Source organism: Rhodoplanes tepidamans (assembly GCF_030813915.1).
In the GTDB taxonomy this organism is placed as follows: domain Bacteria; phylum Pseudomonadota; class Alphaproteobacteria; order Rhizobiales; family Xanthobacteraceae; genus Rhodoplanes; species Rhodoplanes tepidamans.
This window is the reverse complement of the sequence record NZ_JAUSUJ010000005.1, coordinates 247,650-265,497: the sequence shown is the minus strand read 5'-3', so window position 1 is coordinate 265,497 and position 17,848 is coordinate 247,650. Positions and strand designations below refer to the sequence as shown.

Annotated in this window: 18 protein-coding genes; 10 read left to right on the top strand and 8 right to left on the bottom strand. The window is 69.8% G+C overall.

The features are described 5' to 3' along the window. Positions 1-9: 9 nt before the first annotated feature. The 5 genes from J2S22_RS08650 to acnA form a co-directional block, all read right to left on the bottom strand. Positions 10-1,092, bottom strand: a complete 1,083-nt coding sequence (locus J2S22_RS08650; protein WP_272776457.1) for a hypothetical protein — start codon at positions 1,090-1,092, stop codon at positions 10-12. Positions 1,093-1,238: 146 nt separating this feature from the next. Then, positions 1,239-1,934, bottom strand: a complete 696-nt coding sequence (locus tag J2S22_RS08645; RefSeq protein WP_272776458.1) for an SDR family NAD(P)-dependent oxidoreductase — start codon at positions 1,932-1,934, stop codon at positions 1,239-1,241. Between the two features lie 10 nt (positions 1,935-1,944). Next, complete coding sequence (locus J2S22_RS08640; protein WP_272776459.1) at positions 1,945-2,676, bottom strand: isochorismatase family protein; 732 nt, start codon at positions 2,674-2,676, stop codon at positions 1,945-1,947. A 45-nt stretch (positions 2,677-2,721) separates the two neighbouring features. Beyond that, on the bottom strand, positions 2,722-4,083 hold the full coding sequence (locus J2S22_RS08635; protein ID WP_272776460.1) for a dihydroorotase: 1,362 nt from the start codon (positions 4,081-4,083) through the stop codon (positions 2,722-2,724). A 10-nt stretch (positions 4,084-4,093) separates the two neighbouring features. Continuing rightward, entirely contained in the window at positions 4,094-6,823 is a 2,730-nt protein-coding gene (acnA, locus tag J2S22_RS08630) for an aconitate hydratase AcnA (protein WP_272776461.1), read from the bottom strand. Positions 6,824-7,102: 279 nt separating this feature from the next. Here acnA and J2S22_RS08625 point away from each other — a divergent pair, with 279 nt between their 5' ends. The 9 genes from J2S22_RS08625 (at position 7,103) to J2S22_RS08585 (ending at position 14,482) form a co-directional block, all read left to right on the top strand. Next, positions 7,103-7,792, top strand: coding sequence for a GntR family transcriptional regulator (locus tag J2S22_RS08625; protein ID WP_272776462.1), 690 nt, complete (start codon positions 7,103-7,105; stop codon positions 7,790-7,792). 14 nt (positions 7,793-7,806) lie between these two features. After that, positions 7,807-8,790, top strand: a complete 984-nt coding sequence (locus J2S22_RS08620; RefSeq protein ID WP_272776463.1) for an isocitrate lyase/PEP mutase family protein — start codon at positions 7,807-7,809, stop codon at positions 8,788-8,790. Between the two features lie 11 nt (positions 8,791-8,801). Then, complete coding sequence (locus tag J2S22_RS08615; RefSeq protein WP_272776464.1) at positions 8,802-10,283, top strand: FAD-dependent oxidoreductase; 1,482 nt, start codon at positions 8,802-8,804, stop codon at positions 10,281-10,283. After that, positions 10,280-11,272, top strand: a complete 993-nt coding sequence (locus J2S22_RS08610) for a Bug family tripartite tricarboxylate transporter substrate binding protein (protein ID WP_272776465.1) — start codon at positions 10,280-10,282, stop codon at positions 11,270-11,272. Before J2S22_RS08615 ends, J2S22_RS08610 begins: the two co-directional genes overlap by 4 nt. Then, positions 11,269-11,748: a tripartite tricarboxylate transporter TctB family protein gene (locus J2S22_RS08605; RefSeq protein WP_272776466.1), complete on the top strand. Its 480-nt coding sequence runs from the start codon at positions 11,269-11,271 to the stop codon at positions 11,746-11,748. Before J2S22_RS08610 ends, J2S22_RS08605 begins: the two co-directional genes overlap by 4 nt. Then, positions 11,748-13,247 (top strand): tripartite tricarboxylate transporter permease, encoded by a 1,500-nt coding sequence (locus J2S22_RS08600; protein WP_272776467.1) that lies wholly within the window; start codon positions 11,748-11,750, stop codon positions 13,245-13,247. The genes J2S22_RS08605 and J2S22_RS08600 overlap by 1 nt, the downstream gene beginning before the upstream one ends. Before the next feature lie 22 nt (positions 13,248-13,269). Next, complete coding sequence (locus tag J2S22_RS08595) at positions 13,270-13,659, top strand: nuclear transport factor 2 family protein (RefSeq protein WP_272776468.1); 390 nt, start codon at positions 13,270-13,272, stop codon at positions 13,657-13,659. Positions 13,660-13,964: 305 nt separating this feature from the next. Next, on the top strand, positions 13,965-14,183 hold the full coding sequence (locus tag J2S22_RS08590; RefSeq protein ID WP_272776469.1) for a type II toxin-antitoxin system CcdA family antitoxin: 219 nt from the start codon (positions 13,965-13,967) through the stop codon (positions 14,181-14,183). A 50-nt stretch (positions 14,184-14,233) separates the two neighbouring features. Beyond that, entirely contained in the window at positions 14,234-14,482 is a 249-nt protein-coding gene (locus J2S22_RS08585) for a CcdB family protein (RefSeq protein WP_272776470.1), read from the top strand. On the opposite strand, the gene J2S22_RS08580 is transcribed toward J2S22_RS08585, so the two are convergent. Beyond that, entirely contained in the window at positions 14,445-14,750 is a 306-nt protein-coding gene (locus J2S22_RS08580; protein WP_272776471.1) for a hypothetical protein, read from the bottom strand. The two genes, J2S22_RS08585 and J2S22_RS08580, sit on opposite strands and share 38 nt — an antisense overlap. A gap of 299 nt (positions 14,751-15,049) precedes the next feature. On the opposite strand from J2S22_RS08580, the gene J2S22_RS08575 reads away from it, so the two are divergent. Further along, complete coding sequence (locus J2S22_RS08575) at positions 15,050-15,850, top strand: DUF6338 family protein (protein WP_272776472.1); 801 nt, start codon at positions 15,050-15,052, stop codon at positions 15,848-15,850. 70 nt (positions 15,851-15,920) lie between these two features. On the opposite strand, the gene J2S22_RS08570 is transcribed toward J2S22_RS08575, so the two are convergent. Together J2S22_RS08570 and J2S22_RS08565 are read right to left on the bottom strand one after the other, a co-directional pair. Continuing rightward, positions 15,921-16,595, bottom strand: a complete 675-nt coding sequence (locus tag J2S22_RS08570) for a hypothetical protein (RefSeq protein WP_272776473.1) — start codon at positions 16,593-16,595, stop codon at positions 15,921-15,923. Then, complete coding sequence (locus tag J2S22_RS08565) at positions 16,592-17,698, bottom strand: ComEC/Rec2 family competence protein (RefSeq protein ID WP_272776474.1); 1,107 nt, start codon at positions 17,696-17,698, stop codon at positions 16,592-16,594. Before J2S22_RS08565 ends, J2S22_RS08570 begins: the two co-directional genes overlap by 4 nt. Positions 17,699-17,848: the final 150 nt, after the last annotated feature.

Genomic DNA, 17,848 nt, shown 5'->3' with positions numbered 1-17,848 from the left:
GGACGGCGCTCAGCGGGCGTCGGCCCCGACCGGCGGTCGCGGATGGGCGTGCAGCATCATCAGCCGACCGGCGCCGGCGGCCAGCGCATCGGCCAGGACGCCGGCGAGCCGCAGGGCGAGCGCGATCGCGGCGGCGTCGCCGCCGACCGCCGGGGCGAGCAGCACGGTCAGCACCACCTCGCGCACCCCGAGCCCGGCCGGCGCGCCCGGCACCACGAAGCCGGCCAGCCACGCGGCGGCGCAGATCGCCGACAGCGAGACGAGATCGCGCGCCACGTCCGGCGCGACGACGCCGATCAGGGCGTCGAGCGCCAGCCCCATGGTCACGAAGGTGGCGACGTCGAGCCCGACCGCGAACAGCATCCGGGTCACGGCGCGGCGCGAGGCGAACAGGCGCGAGATCACCGAGCGCTGCAGCACCACCATGACCAGCAGCGCGAAGCCCGCCATGCCGCTGACGGCCAGCGAGAACTCCCCGAGGATGCGGAACGAGAGGCTCCAGTCGAGCCGGCCGAGCGCCGCCGCGGTGCCGACCAGGAGGCCGGTCGCGGTGAGCAGGCACAGCGCCTCGGCCATGGCGACGGTGAGGGACTCGCCGATGGTCACGCCGAACGGCGCCAGCGCCGCGTGCCGGTGCACGTACTGCACCACGTTGGCGAGCCGGTAGCGGTCGAGCTGGGTGTAGAGAAAGATGCCGAACAGGCAGCTCCGCCGCATGGTCGGCCGCACCGTCAGGCGCAGCAGCACCACCCAGCCGATGCCGGTCAGCACCGCCCCGAGCAGCTGCAGGCCGGTCGCCGCGAGGAGGGTGCCGAGCGCCGTACCGGGCGTCGCGGCCAGCGGCGCCGGCAGCCCCTGCCGCAGGGCCTGCCAGATCACGAACACGAGCCCGGCGGCGCCGACCATCGGCCCGAGATGGCCGAGCAGGCGGCGGGGAGCGCCGCTGCCCGGGCCTGGCGCCGGGCTCGAAGCGCGGCCCGGCCGCGGACCCGCCTTCGGACGCGGCCCGGGGCCGGGCCGCGGGCCGGCCTCGGCGTCGGACGTGCGGCCGGCGTCGGAGCTGCGGTCGGCGGCGGACTTGGCGTCGGTCATGGAGCGCCGGGTGGGGGCTGGGCCTGATCGAAGAGCTATGTCACCCCGCCCGGCCGGTCACAAGCACCGCGCCGCCGCATACGTGCTCTCCCGATGGCGGCGGCCGTCGCCGGCTCCGGACCGCTGCGCCGGTCCCGGACCGCGGCTCAGGACACGGTCAGGCTCGCGCCGCCGCAGATGGTCAGGGTCTGCCCGGTGATCGCGCCGGCCTCCGGCCCGAGCAGGAAGCCGATCAGGGCCGCGACCTCCGCGGGCGCGATCAGCCGGCCGATCGGCGGCCGCTTGATCGGTGCCCCGGCGCGGGCCGGATCGACGAGCTGCGGCGTGTCGGTGGCGCCCGGCGCGACGGCGTTGACCGTGATGCCGCGCGACACCAGCGCCCCGGCGGCACAGCGCACCATCGCCTCGACGCCGCCCTTCGACGCCGCATAGAACATCCGCCCCGGCCGCCCCTGCGCGGCCCGGCTCGACAGCACGACGACGCGGCCGTCGCGGTCCGGCATCGCCGGCGTCAGCGTCTCGATCAGCAGCGCCGCTGCCGCGACGTGCAGGGCCCACAGCGTCGCGCCGCCGCTCGCCCGCGTCCCGGCATCGTCGTCGGCCCGCATGATCCCGGCCGAGTGGACGAGCGCGGTCGGCCGCGCCGCCGCCAGGTCCGCGGCGACCGCGGCGAGGCGGTCGCGTTCCGTCAGATCGACCGTGATCGGCGTGAGGCGCTCGGCCGCCGCCTGCGGCGCGCGGTCGAGCCCGGTCACCCGCCAGCCGTCGGCGAGCAGGCGCCGGACGACGGCGGCGCCGATGCCCGAGGCCGCGCCGGTGACGACCGCGTGCCGCGCGTCCATCGGCCCGGGCTCAGCCGGCCGGCGCCGTGAACGGCGCCCGCACCGGCAGGCCCTTCAGGTAGGTCTCGACCTCGGCGGTCGGGATCACGTCGGCATACTTGCAGTTCAGGTCGAACAGGTTGACGGCGTGGCTCGCCTCGAACCGGTCGAACGAGCACTCCTCCGGGATGACGACCTTGAAGTTGTAGGAATAGGCGTCGACCGCGGTGGCGCGCAGGCAGCCCGACGTCGTGCAGCCGGTGAGGATCAGCGTGTCGATGTCGAGGAAGTTCAGGTGGCTCATGAAGATCGTGCCGAAGAAGCACGACGGCTTGCGCTTGCCGATGCGGATGTCCTGCGGACGCGGGGCCAGCGGCGCGACCGTCTCGGTGGCGTGCGTGCCCTCGATCACGGTCTTCTCGGTGCCACGGTGGTTCTTCCCGACCTGGACGCCGGAATCGAGCATGTCGCTGCGCCGCGCGCTCTCGGTGTAGAACACCGGCAGGTTCTTCTCGCGGGCGAGATGCAGGAGCGGCTCGATATGCGCGATCGCGTCCCACGCCTCGCGGCCACAATGGGTGCGGTACTGCTTCAGGCCGTCGAGAATGTCCTCCGGCGTGTCGCCGCAGAAATTGTACTGGACGTCGATGATGAAAAGGGCGGGCCGGGTGCCGAAGCCGCCCCGCTTGCCGTAACCGGCCTTGGCCAGCACCTGCTGGTCGCGCGCGGTGAGGAACCTGTCCCAGATGCGGGTCTGCGTCATGGCGTGGGCCTTCTGTTCTGAACCTGTCGGGAGCCGCGCGGACGATCAGACGGCGCGGCGGAGATAGCGTCCGGCCGGCGCCGTCAGCGCCGCCTCGGTGAGGCGGCCGTCGGCGACGACGGGCCGGCCGCGCACCAGCGTGTGCACCGGCCAGCCGCGCAGCATCCGCCCCTGCATCGGCGTGTAGTCCGAGAAGGAGGCCAGCGTCGCGTGGTCGACGGCGCGCTTGGTGTGCGGATCGACGACGACGAGGTCGGCGTCCTTGCCGGCGGCGATCGAGCCCTTCGAGGGCAGGCCGTAGAGGCGGGCGACGTTGAGGCTGGTCACCGCGGCGATGCGGGTGAGCGGCAGGCCGCGGCCGTAGTGGCCGTCCTCGATCATCAGCGGCAGCAGCGTGGCGAGGCCGGGGAAGCCGGCGCTGGCGCTCCACAGGTCGGTGCCCTTGGTCGCCACCTTGCGCGGCACGTGATCGGAGCCGACCGTCTCGATCGAGCCGTCGGCGACGCCCTCCCACAGCGCGTCGCAGTCGGTCTGGCGGCGCAGCGGCGGGTTGACCTTGGCGAGGATGCCGGCGGGATCGTCGCGCGTCATGGTGAGATAGTGCGCGCAGGTCTCGACATGCACCGGATTGCGGTGGACGGCGCGATGGCGGCGGACGATCTCCAGCCCCTCGCGGCTCGACAGATGGACGATGTTGACCGGGCACTCCGCCTTGGCGGCGAAATAGATCACCCGCGAGACGTTCTCGGCCTCCAGGAAGTCCGGGCTCTGCTCGTCCCAGGCGGCGAGGTCGTTGCGGCCGGCGGCCTTCAGCGGGCCGCGAAACACCGGGATCACCTCGACGTTCTCGCAGTGGACGCCGACCACGCCGCCCGGCACCCGGCGCGCCTCCAGCATGGTGCGGAACAGGAGGCCGTCGTCGATCTCGGTGAAGCCCTTGGCGGCGCCGGCGGCGCCCTTGTACATCAGATACACCTTGAAGGAGCTGACGCCGAAGCGCTTCGCCGTCTCCTGCAGCGTGTCGATGTGCAGCGCGCTGGTGAGGCCGAAATGCAGGCCGAAGTCGATGCAGCTGCGCCGCTCGCCCTCGGCGATCCACGGGCCGGAGGACTCGCGCAGGTCGGCCGAGCGGTGGAACGTGAACAGCGCCGTGACGCCGCCGAGCGCCGCCGAGCGCGCCTCGGTCCCGAAGTCGCGCTCCTTGTCGCCGAAGCCGACATGGGTGTGCGGATCGATCAGGCCGGGAAACACCCAGCGGCCGGAGCAGTCGATGGTCTCGCGCGCCGTCAGCGTCTCGCCCGGCGCGGCGACGACGGCGATGCGGCCGTCCTTGATGCCGACCGACCCGCGGGCGACGCCGGTTTCCGGAACGACGAGCTCGCCATCGGCGAGAACGAGATCGAGCATGGACGAACCCTCAGGCTGAGGTCGCGCGCGGCGGCGCGGCCGAGACGTCACGGACCATCATGGCGAGGATGCCGCCGCCTTCGATCTGGCGGCGCTCGCTCTCGGTGAGCACCTGCGCCGTCACCGTGAACGTCACGGTGCGGTCGCCGTCGCGCGCCGTGACGGTCACGGGCGCGCCGGTCCGCACCCCGGCGCGCAGGCCGTCGATCGTCAGCGTCTCGCGGCCGGTCAGGCCGAGCGTCGCCCAGCCCTCGCCGTCCCGGAAGGCGAGCGGCACGATGCCCATGCCGACCAGGTTGGCGCGGTGGATGCGCTCGTAGGATTCGGCGATCACGGCCCGCAGGCCGAGCAGCGCCGAGCCCTTGGCGGCCCAGTCGCGGCTCGATCCGGTGCCGTATTCGCGGCCGGCCAGCACCACGGTCGGCGTGCCGGCGGCGAGATAGCGCGACGCCGCCTCGAAGAACGTCACCGTCTCGCCGGTCGGATGATGGCGCGTGAACCAGCCTTCGCGCTCCGGCAGCAGCAGGTTCTTGATGCGCAGATTGGCGAAGGTGGCGCGCGCCATGACGTGGTGATTGCAGCGCCGCGCCACGTAGGTGTTGAAGTCGCGCGGCGCGATCCCCTGGCCCCGCAGATAGATCCCGGCCGGGCTGTCGGCCGGGATCTCGCCGCCCGGCGAGATGTGGTCGGTGGTGAGCGAGTCGCCGAACAGGCCGAGGACGCGGACGCCGTCGAGGCGGTCGGCGAGCGGCGGCGGCTCCTCGTCGAAGAACGGCGGCCTGATCAGATAGGTCGACGCCGGGTCCCAGCCGTAGCGGTCGCCGGTCGGCGCGGCGAGGTCGTCCCACAGCGGATCGGCGGGGCGCTCGCCGCCGTAGGCGGCGGCGAACAGATCCGGGTCGAGGGCGTGCGGCATCACGGCGGCGATCTCGTCGGCGCTCGGCCAGATGTCGGCGAGCATCACCGGCCTGCCGTCGGCATCCTGCCCGATCGGCTCGCGGGACAGATCGCGATCGATGCGTCCGGCGAGCGCGTAGGCGATCACCAGCGGCGGCGACATGATGTAGTTCGCCCGCACCAGGCGGTGGATGCGGCCCTCGAAGTTGCGGTTGCCGGACAGCACCGCGACCGCCACCGGGCCGTCGCGCTCGATCGCCGCGGCGACCCGCGGGTCGAGCGGGCCGGACTTGCCGCCGCATGTCGTGCAGCCGTAGCCGATCACGTGGAAGCCGAGCGCCTCGAGGTCGGGCAGCAGGCCGGCGCGCTCCAGATAGCGCGTCACCACCCGCGAGCCGGGGGCGAGCGACGTCTTCACCCGCGCCGGGACCGTGAGGCCGCGGGCCCGCGCCTTGCGGGCGAGCAGGCCGGCGGCGAGCATCACGGCCGGGTTCGAGGTGTTGGTGCAGGACGTGACGGCGGCCAGCACCACGGTGCCGTCCGTGATGGTCTCGTCCGTGCCGGCGCCGCCCGTGCCGGCCGCGGTCTCCGCGGTCGTCGCCGCCTTGGCGAAGCCGCCCTCGGCGAGCGGCGTCGCGAGGCGCCGGGCGAAATCGCCGGCGACCGCCGGCAGCTCCAGCCGGTCCTGCGGCCGGCGCGGGCCCGCGACCGCGGCGCCGACCGCGCCGATGTCGATCTCGATCACCCGGCCGTAGCGCGGGACCGCCGCGCCGGGCTCCCGGAACAGGCCGTTGCGCCGCGCATAGGCGTCGACGAGGCCGGCGAGGTCGCGGCCCGGCCGGGTCAGCGCCAGATAGTCGATGGTGCGGGCGTCGATCGGGAAATAGCCGGCGGTGGCGCCGTATTCGGGCGCCATGTTGGCGATGGTGGCGCGCTCCGGGATGGTCAGCGCGTCGACCGCCTCGCCGCCGTACTCGACGATCGCGGCGACGACCTTCTCGCGGCGCAGCCGCTCGGTGACGGCGAGCGCCAGATCCGTGGTGGTGACGCCGGGCCGGCGCGTGCCGGCGAGCCGGACGCCGACCACCTCGGGGCAGGGCAGCACATAGGCGGCGCCCAGCATGGCGGACTCCGCGTCGATGCCGCCGACGCCCCAGCCGAGCACGCCGATGCCGTTGACCATCGGGGTGTGCGAGTCGCCGCCGATGACGAAGTCCGGCACCGCCCAGACGGTGTCGCCGTGGCGGCGGCGCCGCACCACCTCGGCGACGAACTCCAGATTGACCTGATGGATGATGCCGGTGCCGGGCGGGAACACCCGCAGCGACGTGAAGGCGCCGCTCGCCCATTTGAGAAAGCGGTAGCGCTCGCCGTTGCGCTCGTACTCGCGGCGCATGTTGGCGATCATGGCGTCCGGCGCGCCGGCGCGGTCGACCTGCAGCGAATGGTCGACGACGAGATCGACCGGCACCACCGGCTCGACCCGGCCGGGATCGCCGCCGCGCGCCGCGACGGCGTCGCGCAGCGCGGCGAGATCGAGCAGCACCGGCAGCCCGCTCGAATCCGGCAGGATCACCCGCTCGACATGCAGCGGCAGGCCGCGGTCGCGATGCCGGTCCCACGCGACCGCCGCGGCGACGTCCGCGCCGGTGACGACACCCGGATGCCCGGCGCGGCGATGCCGCTCCAGGTTCTCGATCAGGACGCGGATCGCGTAGGGAATCTCGGCGAGCGGCCGGCCGTGCCGCGCCGCGGTCGCCGCCAGGTCGGCGATCGCGACGGCGTCGTCGCCCCACCGCAGCAGGGCCGGCGCGGCGTCGTCTCGGTCGGCGGCAGCGGCCATCGCTCCTCGTCCATGGGCCGGCGGCAGACCGGGGCAGGCCCATCGGTCGCCGGGATGAATTGTTGACACTTATAGCCCTTTTTCCGGAGTTGGGAAGAGCGTCGCCAGTCTCTCCGCCGCTCCAAATCCGGGCAGAATGCTCGAAATAGCCCCGGTAAATGCCGAAAATTCGCGCATGCGAACCGGCAGGGCGCCCGCTGCTCGGATTGACGGAGCGGTCCTTCTCGGCAAAACTGTTGACACTAAGAGTTCCCCGCACGCGCGCCTCTCGGAGACCGCATGGCCCCGAAAGCCACCCTCGGCGACGACCTGTTCGAGCGCCTGCTCGAGCTGATCTACAGCTGCGAGCTGCCGCCCGGCGCGATCGTCAACGAGTCGGCGCTGGCGGCGCGCTTCGCCGTCAGCCGCGGCCCGGTGCGCGAGGCGGTGCGCCGCCTGCAGGGCATCCAGCTCGTCTCGCGCGAGCCGTTCATGCGGGCCCGGGTCATCACCCTGGAGCCGCGCGCCGTGCGCGAGCTGTTCGAGATGCGCGAGGCGCTGGAAGGCTACGCCTGCCGGCTCGCCGCGCAGCGCATGGACGCGGCCGAGATCGAGCGGCTCGCCGCCGGCCTCGAGCACAATCGCAGCCGCGCGCTCGGCGGCGACGAGCACCAGTCGCCGGCCGAGAGCTTCGACTTCCACGAGCGGATCGTGCGGGCGAGCGGCAACGCCCGCATCGTCGACACGCTGTGCGGCGACCTCTACCACCTGCTGCGGCTCTATCGGCGCTGGTCCGGCGCCGCCGGCGAGCGCCGCTCGATCGCCTACACGGAGCACCGCCAGATCCTGCTGGCGATCCGCGGCCGCGACGGCGAGCTCGCCGAATCCCTGATGCGTTCCCACATCGCCCGCGCGGCCGAGAACGTGCTGCGCAATCTTCCGGCTTCGGCCGAGGACGCCGGCTCCGACGCCGGCGTCTCGGCCGCATGAACAGGCAGAGTGTCTTGTCGAACTCACGAGAGACGACCGGAAAGGTCGAGCGGTACCGCGCCTATCTGAACTCGGGCGAGCTGATGGTCGCGCCCGGCATCTACGACGGCTACAGCGCGCGCCTGGTCGAGCAGGCCGGCTTCGCCTGCGCCGCCACGTCGGGTGCGGCGATCTCCAACGCGCTGCTCGGCATCGACGACATCGGCGTGATGGGGCTGCGCGAGAACGTCGAGCACTGCCGCCATCTCGCCCGCGCGGTGTCGATCCCGATCACCTGCGACGCCGACACCGGCTACGGCAATCCGATGAACGTGCACTACACGGTGCAGATGTTCGAGGAGGCGGGCGTCGCCGGCATCAACATCGAGGACCAGGTGGCGCCCAAGCGCTGCGGCCACATGCCCGGCAAGGAGGTGGTGCCGCTCGCCGAGATGGTGAAGAAGATCGAGGCGGCGTGCCTCGCCCGCCGCAACGACGCCTTCGTGATCTGCGCCCGCACCGACGCGCTCGCCCTGGAGGGCATCGACGGCGCCGTGGCGCGCATCCGCGCCTATGCGGCGGCCGGCGCCGACATGATCTTCCCGGACGCCGTCAGGCGCGAGGAGGACATCGCCCGCATCGTCGAGGCCGCCGGCGTGCCGGTGACGATCAACATGGGCTTCGGCATCCGCGCCCGGCCGACCACGCCGCTGATCCCGCTGCCGCGCCTCAAGGCGCTCGGCGTGCGGCGCGTCAGCCTGCCCCGCATGCTGCCCGGCGCCGCCATCCGCGGCATGGCCAACGCGCTCGCCGTGATGAAGCAGGTGATCGAGACCGGCGAGCCGGTCGACCGGCCCGAGATGGTGGCCGGCATCGACGAGATCACGGCCCTGATGGGCTACGCCGAGATGCGCGCGCTCGAGGCGCGCCTCCTCACCACCGACGCGCTCGACGCCAAGTACGCCGCCAACGACGTGCCCGATCCGACGCCGCTGGCGCCGTCGTCGGCCCGGACCTGACGGAGCCCGCCGTGGTCGCGCTCGCCCCGCTCCCGCCCGCCGCCGACGGCCTCGACGCCGAGGTCGATCTGCTGGTGATCGGCGCCGGCGGCTGCGGGCTGGTCGCGGCGCTCGCCGCCCGGGCGGGCGGCGCCGAGGTCGCGGTGGTCGAGAAGCTCGACCGCTTCGCCGGCAACACCATGCTGTCGAGCGGCTCGATCCCGGCCGCCGGCACGCGGCTGCAGCGCGCCGCCGGCATCGACGACGACCCGGCCCGCTTCGCCGCGGATCTGCGCCGGGTCGCCGGCCCGCACGACGCCGACCCTCTGGTCGACCGCCTCGCCGCCGTGTCGGCCGACCTCGTCCATTTCCTGCTCGACGAGGCCGGGGTCGCGCTGACCCTGGTCACCGGCTATCGCCACGTCGGGCACGGCGTCTGCCGGCTGCACGCGCCGCCGTCGCGGCGCGGCGCCGATCTGGTCGCCGATCTGGAGCGCGCCGCCGCGGCGCGCGACATCCCGATCGCCTTCGGCAACCCGGCCGTCGCGCTGCTGGTCGCCGACGGCGCCGTGCGCGGCGCGGTGACCGAGTCGGCCGGCGGCGGCACCGCCCGCATCGGCGCCCGCGCCGTGCTGCTCGCCTGCTCCGGCTTCGGCCAGAGCCGCCCCCTGCGCGACCGCTTCTGCCCCGACATGGCGGCGATCCCGCATTTCGGTGCGATCGGCAGCGAGGGCGACGCGGTGACCTGGGGCGAGCTGCTCGGCGCGCGGCTCGGCAACATGGCGGCGTTCCAGGCCCATGCCGGCGTCGCCCAGCCGCACGGCGCCCTGGTCACCTGGACCGTGATCGAGAAGGGCGGCCTCGTCGTCGACGACGCCGGCGCCCGCTTCGCCGACGAGAGCCTCGGCTACTCGGCCTTCGCCGAGCGCGTCGTCGCCCACGGCCGGCCGACCTTCGCGGTCTACGACGCGCGCATCCGCGACGTCACCGCGGTCGGACAGCCGGAGTTCGGCGAGCTGGTCACCCAGGGCGGCGCCCGGGCGGCGGCCACGGTCGCCGACCTCGCCGGCCTGATCGGCTGCCCGGAGGCGGAGCTCGCCGCGACCCTGCACGCGGCCGGCGAAGCGGCCCGCGGCGCCGCCGCCGACCGCCACGGCCGCACCGCCTTCGGGCTCGGCCCGCTGGCGCCGCCCTATGTCGTCACCCGCATCGCTCCGGCGCTGTTCCACACCCAGGGCGGGCTCGTCGTCGACGGCGACGCCCGGGTGCTGCGCCCCGACGGGAGCGCCATTCCGGGCCTCTACGCCGGCGGCGGCGCCGCCTGCGGCGTCAGCGGGCGCCGCGGCAGCCTCGGTTACGTCTCCGGCAACGGCCTCCTGTCCGCCCTCGGCCTCGGCTTCCTGGCCGGCCGCGCCGCGGCGCGCGCCGCCGCCGCCGCGCGGGCCGGCACGGCCGCCGCCCCGCTCCCCGTTTCGAACGACGTCACGATCCAGCGCGAAGGGATATCGAGATGAGCAAGCCCACGACGACGTCCGGCTGGAGCCGGCGGACGGTGCTGAGCATGGCGGCGGGCACGGCCGCGGCCGGCGTGGTCGGCGTGCGCGGCGCCCGCGCCGCCTGGCCGACCGATCCCATCACGGTCATCGTGCCCTATGCGCCGGGCTCGACCGACCAGCTGGTCCGCATCCTCGGCCAGCAGATGGAGAAGATCCTCGGCAAGCCGGTGGTGGTCGAGACCAAGCCGGGCGCCGGCGGCTCGGTCGGCGCCACCTACGTGGCCAAGAACGCCAAGCCGGACGGCCACACGCTGCTGTTCGCCGTCACCTCGGTGCTGACCGTGGCGCCGCACCAGAACAAGCTGCCCTACGGCTTCGCCGACCTGCGCGGCGTCGCCCAGGTGACGACCGGCCCCAACATGATGGGGGCGTATCCGGGCGCGCCGTTCAAGGACCTGACCTCGCTGGTCGCCTACGCCAAGGCCAATCCCGACAAGGTGAGCTACGGCAGCGCCGGCACCGGCGGCGCCACGCATCTCGCCGGAGCCGCCTTCGCGCGCGCCGCCGGCATCAAGCTCAACCACATCCCGTTCCAGGGGGTGACGCCGGCCGTCACCGCGACGGTCGGCGGCACCGTCGACCTCGCGCTCGGCTTCGCCCAGGCGATCTGGCCGCAGGTCCAGGGCAAGCGGCTGACCGCGATCGCCCAGTTCGGCGCCACCCGCGCCAAGGTGATCCCCGACGTGCCGACCTTCCGGGACGCCGGCATCGATCTCGTGATGCCGCCGCGCGTCGGCTTCCTGGCGCCGGCCCGGACGCCGGACGACGTGGTGGCGAAGATCGCCGACGCCGCCCGGCAGGCGAGCGCCGCGCCCGAGTTCGTCGACTTCGCCAAGCGGGCGCTCGCCGAGGTCGAGTTCAGCGGGCCCGAGGCGTTCCAGCGCGACCTCGTGGCCGAGGACAAGTTCTATCTCGACCTGCTGCGCGACCTCGGAATGGCGAAATGACCGGCGCTCCGGCGATCTCGCGCGACCTCGTCGGCGGCGTGGTGTTCCTCGCCGTCGGCCTCGCTGTGACCTGGCTGGCGCTCGACCTCGACCTCGGCAATCTCCGCCTGGTCGGCCCGGGCGCCATCCCGCTCGCCGTCGGCGCCGGGATGGTCGGCCTGTCGGTCGCGCTGATCGTCCGCTCGCTGCGGTCGCCGTCGCCGGCCGCCGGCGACGAGGACCCGCCCGACCCGTGGGGCCGTGTCCGCGTCGCCGCGATCGTCGCGCTGATGGCGCTGTTCGTCTTCGCCCTGCCGGTCGTGGGCTTCCTGATCGCGAGCTTCGCCCTGATGTATGTGTGCTTCGCGATCGGCCTCGGCCGGCCGTTCAGCGTGTTCGCGCTGGTGGCGGCCGCCGTCACCGCGGTCGCCGCGCACGTGCTGTTCGTGATGCTGCTCGACGTGCGGCTGCCCGCCGGGCTTCTCGGAGGACTGTGATGGACGGTCTCATCGGCGGGTTCATCACGGTCCTGCAGCCCTACAACGTGATGTTCTGCTTCGTCGGCGCGCTGATCGGCACGCTGATCGGCGTGCTGCCCGGCCTCGGCCCGAGCGCCTCGATCGCCATGCTGCTGCCGCTCACCGTCGGCCTCGATCCGGTGACGGCGATCATCATGATCGCCGGCATCTACTACGGCGCCAGCTACGGCGGCTCGACCACGGCGATCCTGGTCAACATCCCGGGCGAGGCCCAGAGCGTGATGACCTGCATCGACGGCTACAAGATGGCCCAGCAGGGCCGCGCCGGGCCGGCGATCGGCATCGCCGCGATGGGCTCGTTCATCGCCGGCACGCTCGGCGCCGTGGCGATCGCGCTGATCAGCATGCCGCTGGTCGAGGTCGCCATCAAGTTCGGGCCGCCCGAGTACTTCGCCCTGATGCTGCTCGGCTTCGTGGTGCTGCTGGTGCTCGCCAAGGGCTCGGTGATCAAGTCGCTGATCATGATCCTGGCCGGGCTGCTGCTCAGCATGATCGGCCAGGACGTGGTGACCGGCGAGCCGCGCTTCACCTTCGGCATCACCGAGCTCGCCGACGGCGTCGGCGTCGTGGTGATCGCCATGGGCATGTTCGGGCTCGGCGAGATCTTCTACAATCTCGAGCGGCTGGGCCAGCGCAGCGTCCAGGTGGTGCCGATCAAGCAGCTGATGCCCTCGCGCGAGGACTGGCGGCTGTGCGCCGGCCCGATCGCCCGCGGCTCGGTGCTCGGCTTCCTGATCGGCCTGCTGCCCGGCGGCGGCGCCACCCTCGCCTCCTTCGTCTCCTACGGGCTGGAGAAGCGGCTGTCGGCGCATCCCGAGCGGTTCGGCAAGGGCGCCATCGAGGGCGTCGCCGGCCCGGAGACCGCCAACAACGCCGGCGCCGCCGGCTCGTTCATCCCGCTCCTCACCCTCGGCCTGCCCGGCAACCCGGTGACCGCGATCCTGCTCGGCGCCTTCGTGATGTACGGCGTCGCGCCGGGGCCGCTGATGATCCAGAGCAAGCCGGAGGTGTTCTGGAGCGTGGTGGCGTCGATGTATGTCGGCAACGTCATGCTGCTGCTCCTCAACCTGCCGCTGATCGGCGTCTGGGTGCAGCTCCTCAAGGTGCCCTACAAGGTGCTCTACGGGCCGCTCATCCTGTTCATCATGGTCGGCGGCTACTCGCTCAACAACAGCGTGTTCGACCTCGGCCTGCTGCTGGTCTTCGGCCTGCTCGGCTACGGGCTGCGCAAGCTCCGCTTCGACACCGCGCCGCTGATCCTCGCCTACGTGCTCGGCGGCGCCATGGAGCTGAACCTGCGGCAGACCCTGATGCTCGGGCGCGGCTCCTGGGAGATCCTGCTCGACCGCCCGATCGCCCTCGGCATCCTGGTGGTCGCCCTGGTCGTCACGGTGCTGCCGCTGTTCTCCACGGTCCGGCGCGTGCTGTCGCCGGCCCGCGCCGTCAACGAGCTGTGATCCCCGACCCGAGAGGTGGCCGATGCCGACGATCTCGTCCGAGCAGGACGCGCTGGACCTGGCGAAGACGTTCCTGGTGGCGATCGGCCAGCGCGACAGCGCCGCCGCCGCGGGCTGCCTCGCCGCCGACGCCGTGCTGATCTTCCCGGGCGGCGTGCGCCGCCGCGATCCGGCGGCGATCGCGGCCGGCTCCGCCACCCGCTATCGCAGCATCGGCAAGTCGATCGACGCCTGGGAGGTGTCGCGCCAGGGCGACGTGTTCGTCGTCTACGCCCGCGGCACGCTGTTCGGCGAATGGCCCGACGGCACGGCCTTCTCCGGCATCCGCTTCATCGACCGCTTCGAGGTCGCCCCGCACGGCATCACGCTCCAGGAGGTGTGGAACGACACCGGCGAGCTCCGCCCCCGCTGACGGAGAGGGGGGCGATACGCCGTAGTTGTCGAAGCGGTGCGAAGGCGTGGGTGCTCGCGACGAGCGCGGGCATGACGAGCCGGAGTTTACGAAAGCCGGTAATCCCCCCGGTCGTTCCGGGGCGCGGACCGCAGGTCCGCGAGCCCGGAATCCATACTCACCGACAGGGGTTGGATTCCGGACGCGCCGTGAGCGACGCTTCCGAACGACGGCGGCGGTATTCACCCGGATTCCGTATGACCTTGCGCTCGACACGACGTCCGCGCAGGTTGTGCGAACTGTTCATGTGCGTCGGAACTTCAGTCATGAAGCGGTCCGTCAATCTGTCCGTCGACGCGGTCCTCCTGGACGAGGCCGAGGCGTTGAACATCGACCTGTCGCAGACGCTGGAAGCCGGATTGCGTCGCGCCGTGGCCGAGGCGAAGGCGGCGCGCTGGCGTGAGGACAACGACGCCGCGATCCGCAGCGCGAACGCCTGGGTGGAGGCGAACGGACTGCCGCTCGAAACATACCGGCAGTTCTGACGAAACAGCACGACGTCTTCGCCGATCCGGACGGCCGCGGGCATCTGCTGGTGGTTCAGTCCGATCTGCTCGGCGGACTGAACACCACGATCGTCGTTCCGCTGATCCCGGCCGACGAGGCGCCGTTGCCGGCCGGGCGGCTCAACCCGGTGTTCGATCTGAGCGGCCGGCGGCACGTGATGATGACCCAGTTCCTGGCGGCGGTCCCGATCGCGATCCTGAAGCGGCGGATCGAGACCCTCGCCGGTCGCGCCGACGAGATCACCGGCGCGCTCGACATGCTCTTCCACGGATTCTGATGGCGGCGGACGTGGCCACCACGGTCTCCCCCGCCTCATATATATCGGCCCCGCCGGGGTTGTTGACGTTGCCGCCGACGGTGACGTTGGTGCCGCCCGACATGCTGACCCAGTTGGTGCCGTCGCAGAACACCATCATGGAGACGTTGGCGGCGTAGCGCACGAACCCGGCTTGGCCGGGGGGATTGGTGCAGTCGGCCCGGGCCGAGCCAACTGCCCCGATCAGCACGAGGGCGAGCGGAAGTAAGCGCACGTCATCCTTTCCCATGCCGCGACGCATCATGCGGCGAGGCGGGGGGAGAGTAAGGCGTGTTGTGAAATCGGTATATTATTCAGCCCACTAAGCGGGCAGATTTCGCGGTTGGATGGGCGCGCCCCTTCGGGCCGGGCTCTCGTGAACGGAGCCGCGATGCGTCTCCGCCCTCCGGGCTTCGATCCCTCGCGCAAGATAACAAACGGGCCGCGCGACCCAGCGCTACGGAGGGCAGTTCTCAACCGATTTCCAGGGCATTCAGCGTTCCAGGGGTTGACGCGACCCTCGCCAGTTTCAAACCATGACGCGGGAGTGTGACTGCTTATGACCTGCAGCCGGATGCGCAGCATATGCCAGACTTGAAGTCTCTTGATTCGTTGTATTTGGTCCTCGCCTTTATTGTGCCTGGGCTAATCGCTTCGTTTATACGCATTCAATTTACGACCGGGCGTGCACCGTCGCATTCCGAAGCCATGTTATCTTATTTCACGCTGTCGATTATCTACTATGCGCTTGCGTTGCCTGTTGTCGAATACATCCTCACGCTTCCAGAGACCGGCCGAGGCAGGATAATCGCCTGGTTCTTGCTCGTTCTCGTCGGACCTGCGGCCTTTGGCGCCCTCCTAGGGGTTAATGCACAACTAGGTCTCTTACGGCGCTTCTTGAGGTGGTGCCGCCTCAATCCGGTTCACGTAATGCCGACTGCATGGGACTGGAAGAGCAGCACCATGCGGGAGTCCTGGGTCTTGGTCGTCCTTAAAGACGGCACCCGGTTCGGCGGCTTCTGCGGGACAAACTCCTTCTTTTCCACAGACCCAAAGGAGAGAGACCTATACATCGAGCGAGTATACGATATTGATGAGAATGAGCAGTGGAGTCCGCGTGAAAACAGCGTGTTGATCGCGGGCGGGGAGATCCGAACGATCGAGTTTTGGCCTTACAGAAAGGAAGAGAACAGTGAACAAGGACAAGTCGCTGCCGCCAACACAACGGCCCTCACCGGTCCCCTTCGACAAGGGGTATCAGCCCCAACCGATCTCTCAATCGTGGCCGGCGAAGCCAAACGGGGGCAATCAGCCGACCACGGGGCAAGGAGTTCCGTCGAGCCCACCTAATCAGGGTAGCGGCGGGAAAAAGTAGAGGTTCACAGCCCTTCAGGGCAGTGCATCACGTCGCCACTTCAAGCTAAGCATTTTTCTTACGCTGCTTTTGAGAGTCGGGCTGTGACGCCGCCTTACAGGCCAGCACATTACAGACGAAGCGCTTTGCGTAGGTCGCCGCGACGTGACGCACAACGATGAATTGCGCGAGCAGCAACGCGTTGTATATCAGAGCTGTCTTGATCGTCTCGACGAGAAAATACGACGAGGCGCCAAACACCAAAAGCATAAGCGCCGCCAAGGCTGCATAGTCCCGCGCGAACAGGAAATCCCGATGTGCGCTCGACACCGACGGGTCTTTTTCTGTCTCCTTTAAGAACCTGTACCAGACCCGATTCTCATCGTCAGGAGTGGCGGGAAACTTCCCACCGAGCAGCGTCAGCAGCTGAGAAACGTCGATGCGGGGGTCGGTGCCTGCGTGGACGCTGAACGCCCGATGACCCGGCAGCGCGTGTTTCCACTTCAAGAAAACAATGCACGCCTTCATCCCCGAGCTAAGTAGCCCGTTGGCGATGGTTGTGATGACTAATGCAAGGCTTACAGGGAACAGGTGGGGTGCGTCGTGCAGGGCTACCTTGAAGCCGTCTCCCGAAAGCACCCCAAATTGGGCTACGCCGTAAAACAAGAGGATATTGGCACCAAATACTAGCCAGAGGGGCCAGCGATTTTGATCTTTGAGAACCGTAGCTGCCGCTTTCACGTATATTCCTCAACCTCGGTATAGAACGGCAGGTCGGCACAAGCTGTGTACCCAGGGCGAGGTGAAAAGCCGCCCCAATGCACCTTGTTCACGCCTTGCGTCGCGATGATCCGCCCGCCTCGCCTCTTAAAAGCATTTAGAACAATCCGACGCGGATGCTTGTCATCGTCGGCAGGGGCTGAGACATACGCTTGAAAATGCGCTGCCGTTCCTTCCGGCACTGCGGGCCCGATCAAGTTGTCCAACACCGATGGGCCAACATTACGGCGGCTTCCGTGATGCGGAATTTGAACAAACGTGAACTGTTGGAGAGGCAGGCCAATTTGGGCAGCATAGTTCGCTGCCCACCAGAGGGCGTTTACACCTGCATCACCCGTCAGGAGTACTCTGAGTTCATTCTCAAACGCCCCGTACAGCACGACACTCGATTCATTGCTGGCGCTCGTGATTCCCCCGTCACGAAGTCGCTCTTCTGTCCAAGACTCTTTAATCCAGCTCTTGGCCGCCGCCTTTGCCATCTCGATGAGCTTCTTATAGACAGATTCCTTACCAATCCACATGTTGGCTGCTTCGATCACAGCTTGATCGGGATCAGGTGTTCTATCGAACTGCGGCACTAAGTATCGGTAAGTGTTCTCTTTCGGCGAAAGAACTTTAAAGGGGCCGATATCTGCGCCCTGAAAAGCTGGTTGAATATTGCACCCGGCTGTCCGCGCCAATTCGAGAATTTCGGAGATGATCTCGTACTCGGCCTCGATCTTTTTTTGAAGTCCCTCAAATGTAAACCGTTTATCTGAAAACAGGTCCAAGTCCGCGTGAGCCCAGGGAATGTGAAGCCACAAGTTTCGAACAGTCAACTCTGATAGGACGGTTCTAAGACCCGAAGCATGGTCCGCGTCTGAGTGAGTGAGAACGACGTGCTGGAGGATCGGATTGGGCCCAAATTGCTGTCGAAGGTGCTCAACGATTTGGTCGCCGGTTTCGGCGTGACCGCCATCGACCAGCATCAGCTCGTAGTTATGATCGTAGCCGTAGCGGAGGACAATAGCGTCGCCGGCCCTGGAGGCTTCACCAACTGCAAGAAACTCGATTTCGCAGTGCATGTTTTCTCACCCTCTGCAATAACCGGCCGCTTCGCAAAACATCGTTAGTGAGACCCCCCTTAGCACTGCAGTGCAGTGGGTGGCGCATAATTCAAGAATTATGCACAGCGTAGTTGCCGCCGATTCATCAGTGGGTAAGGTTGTGCATAA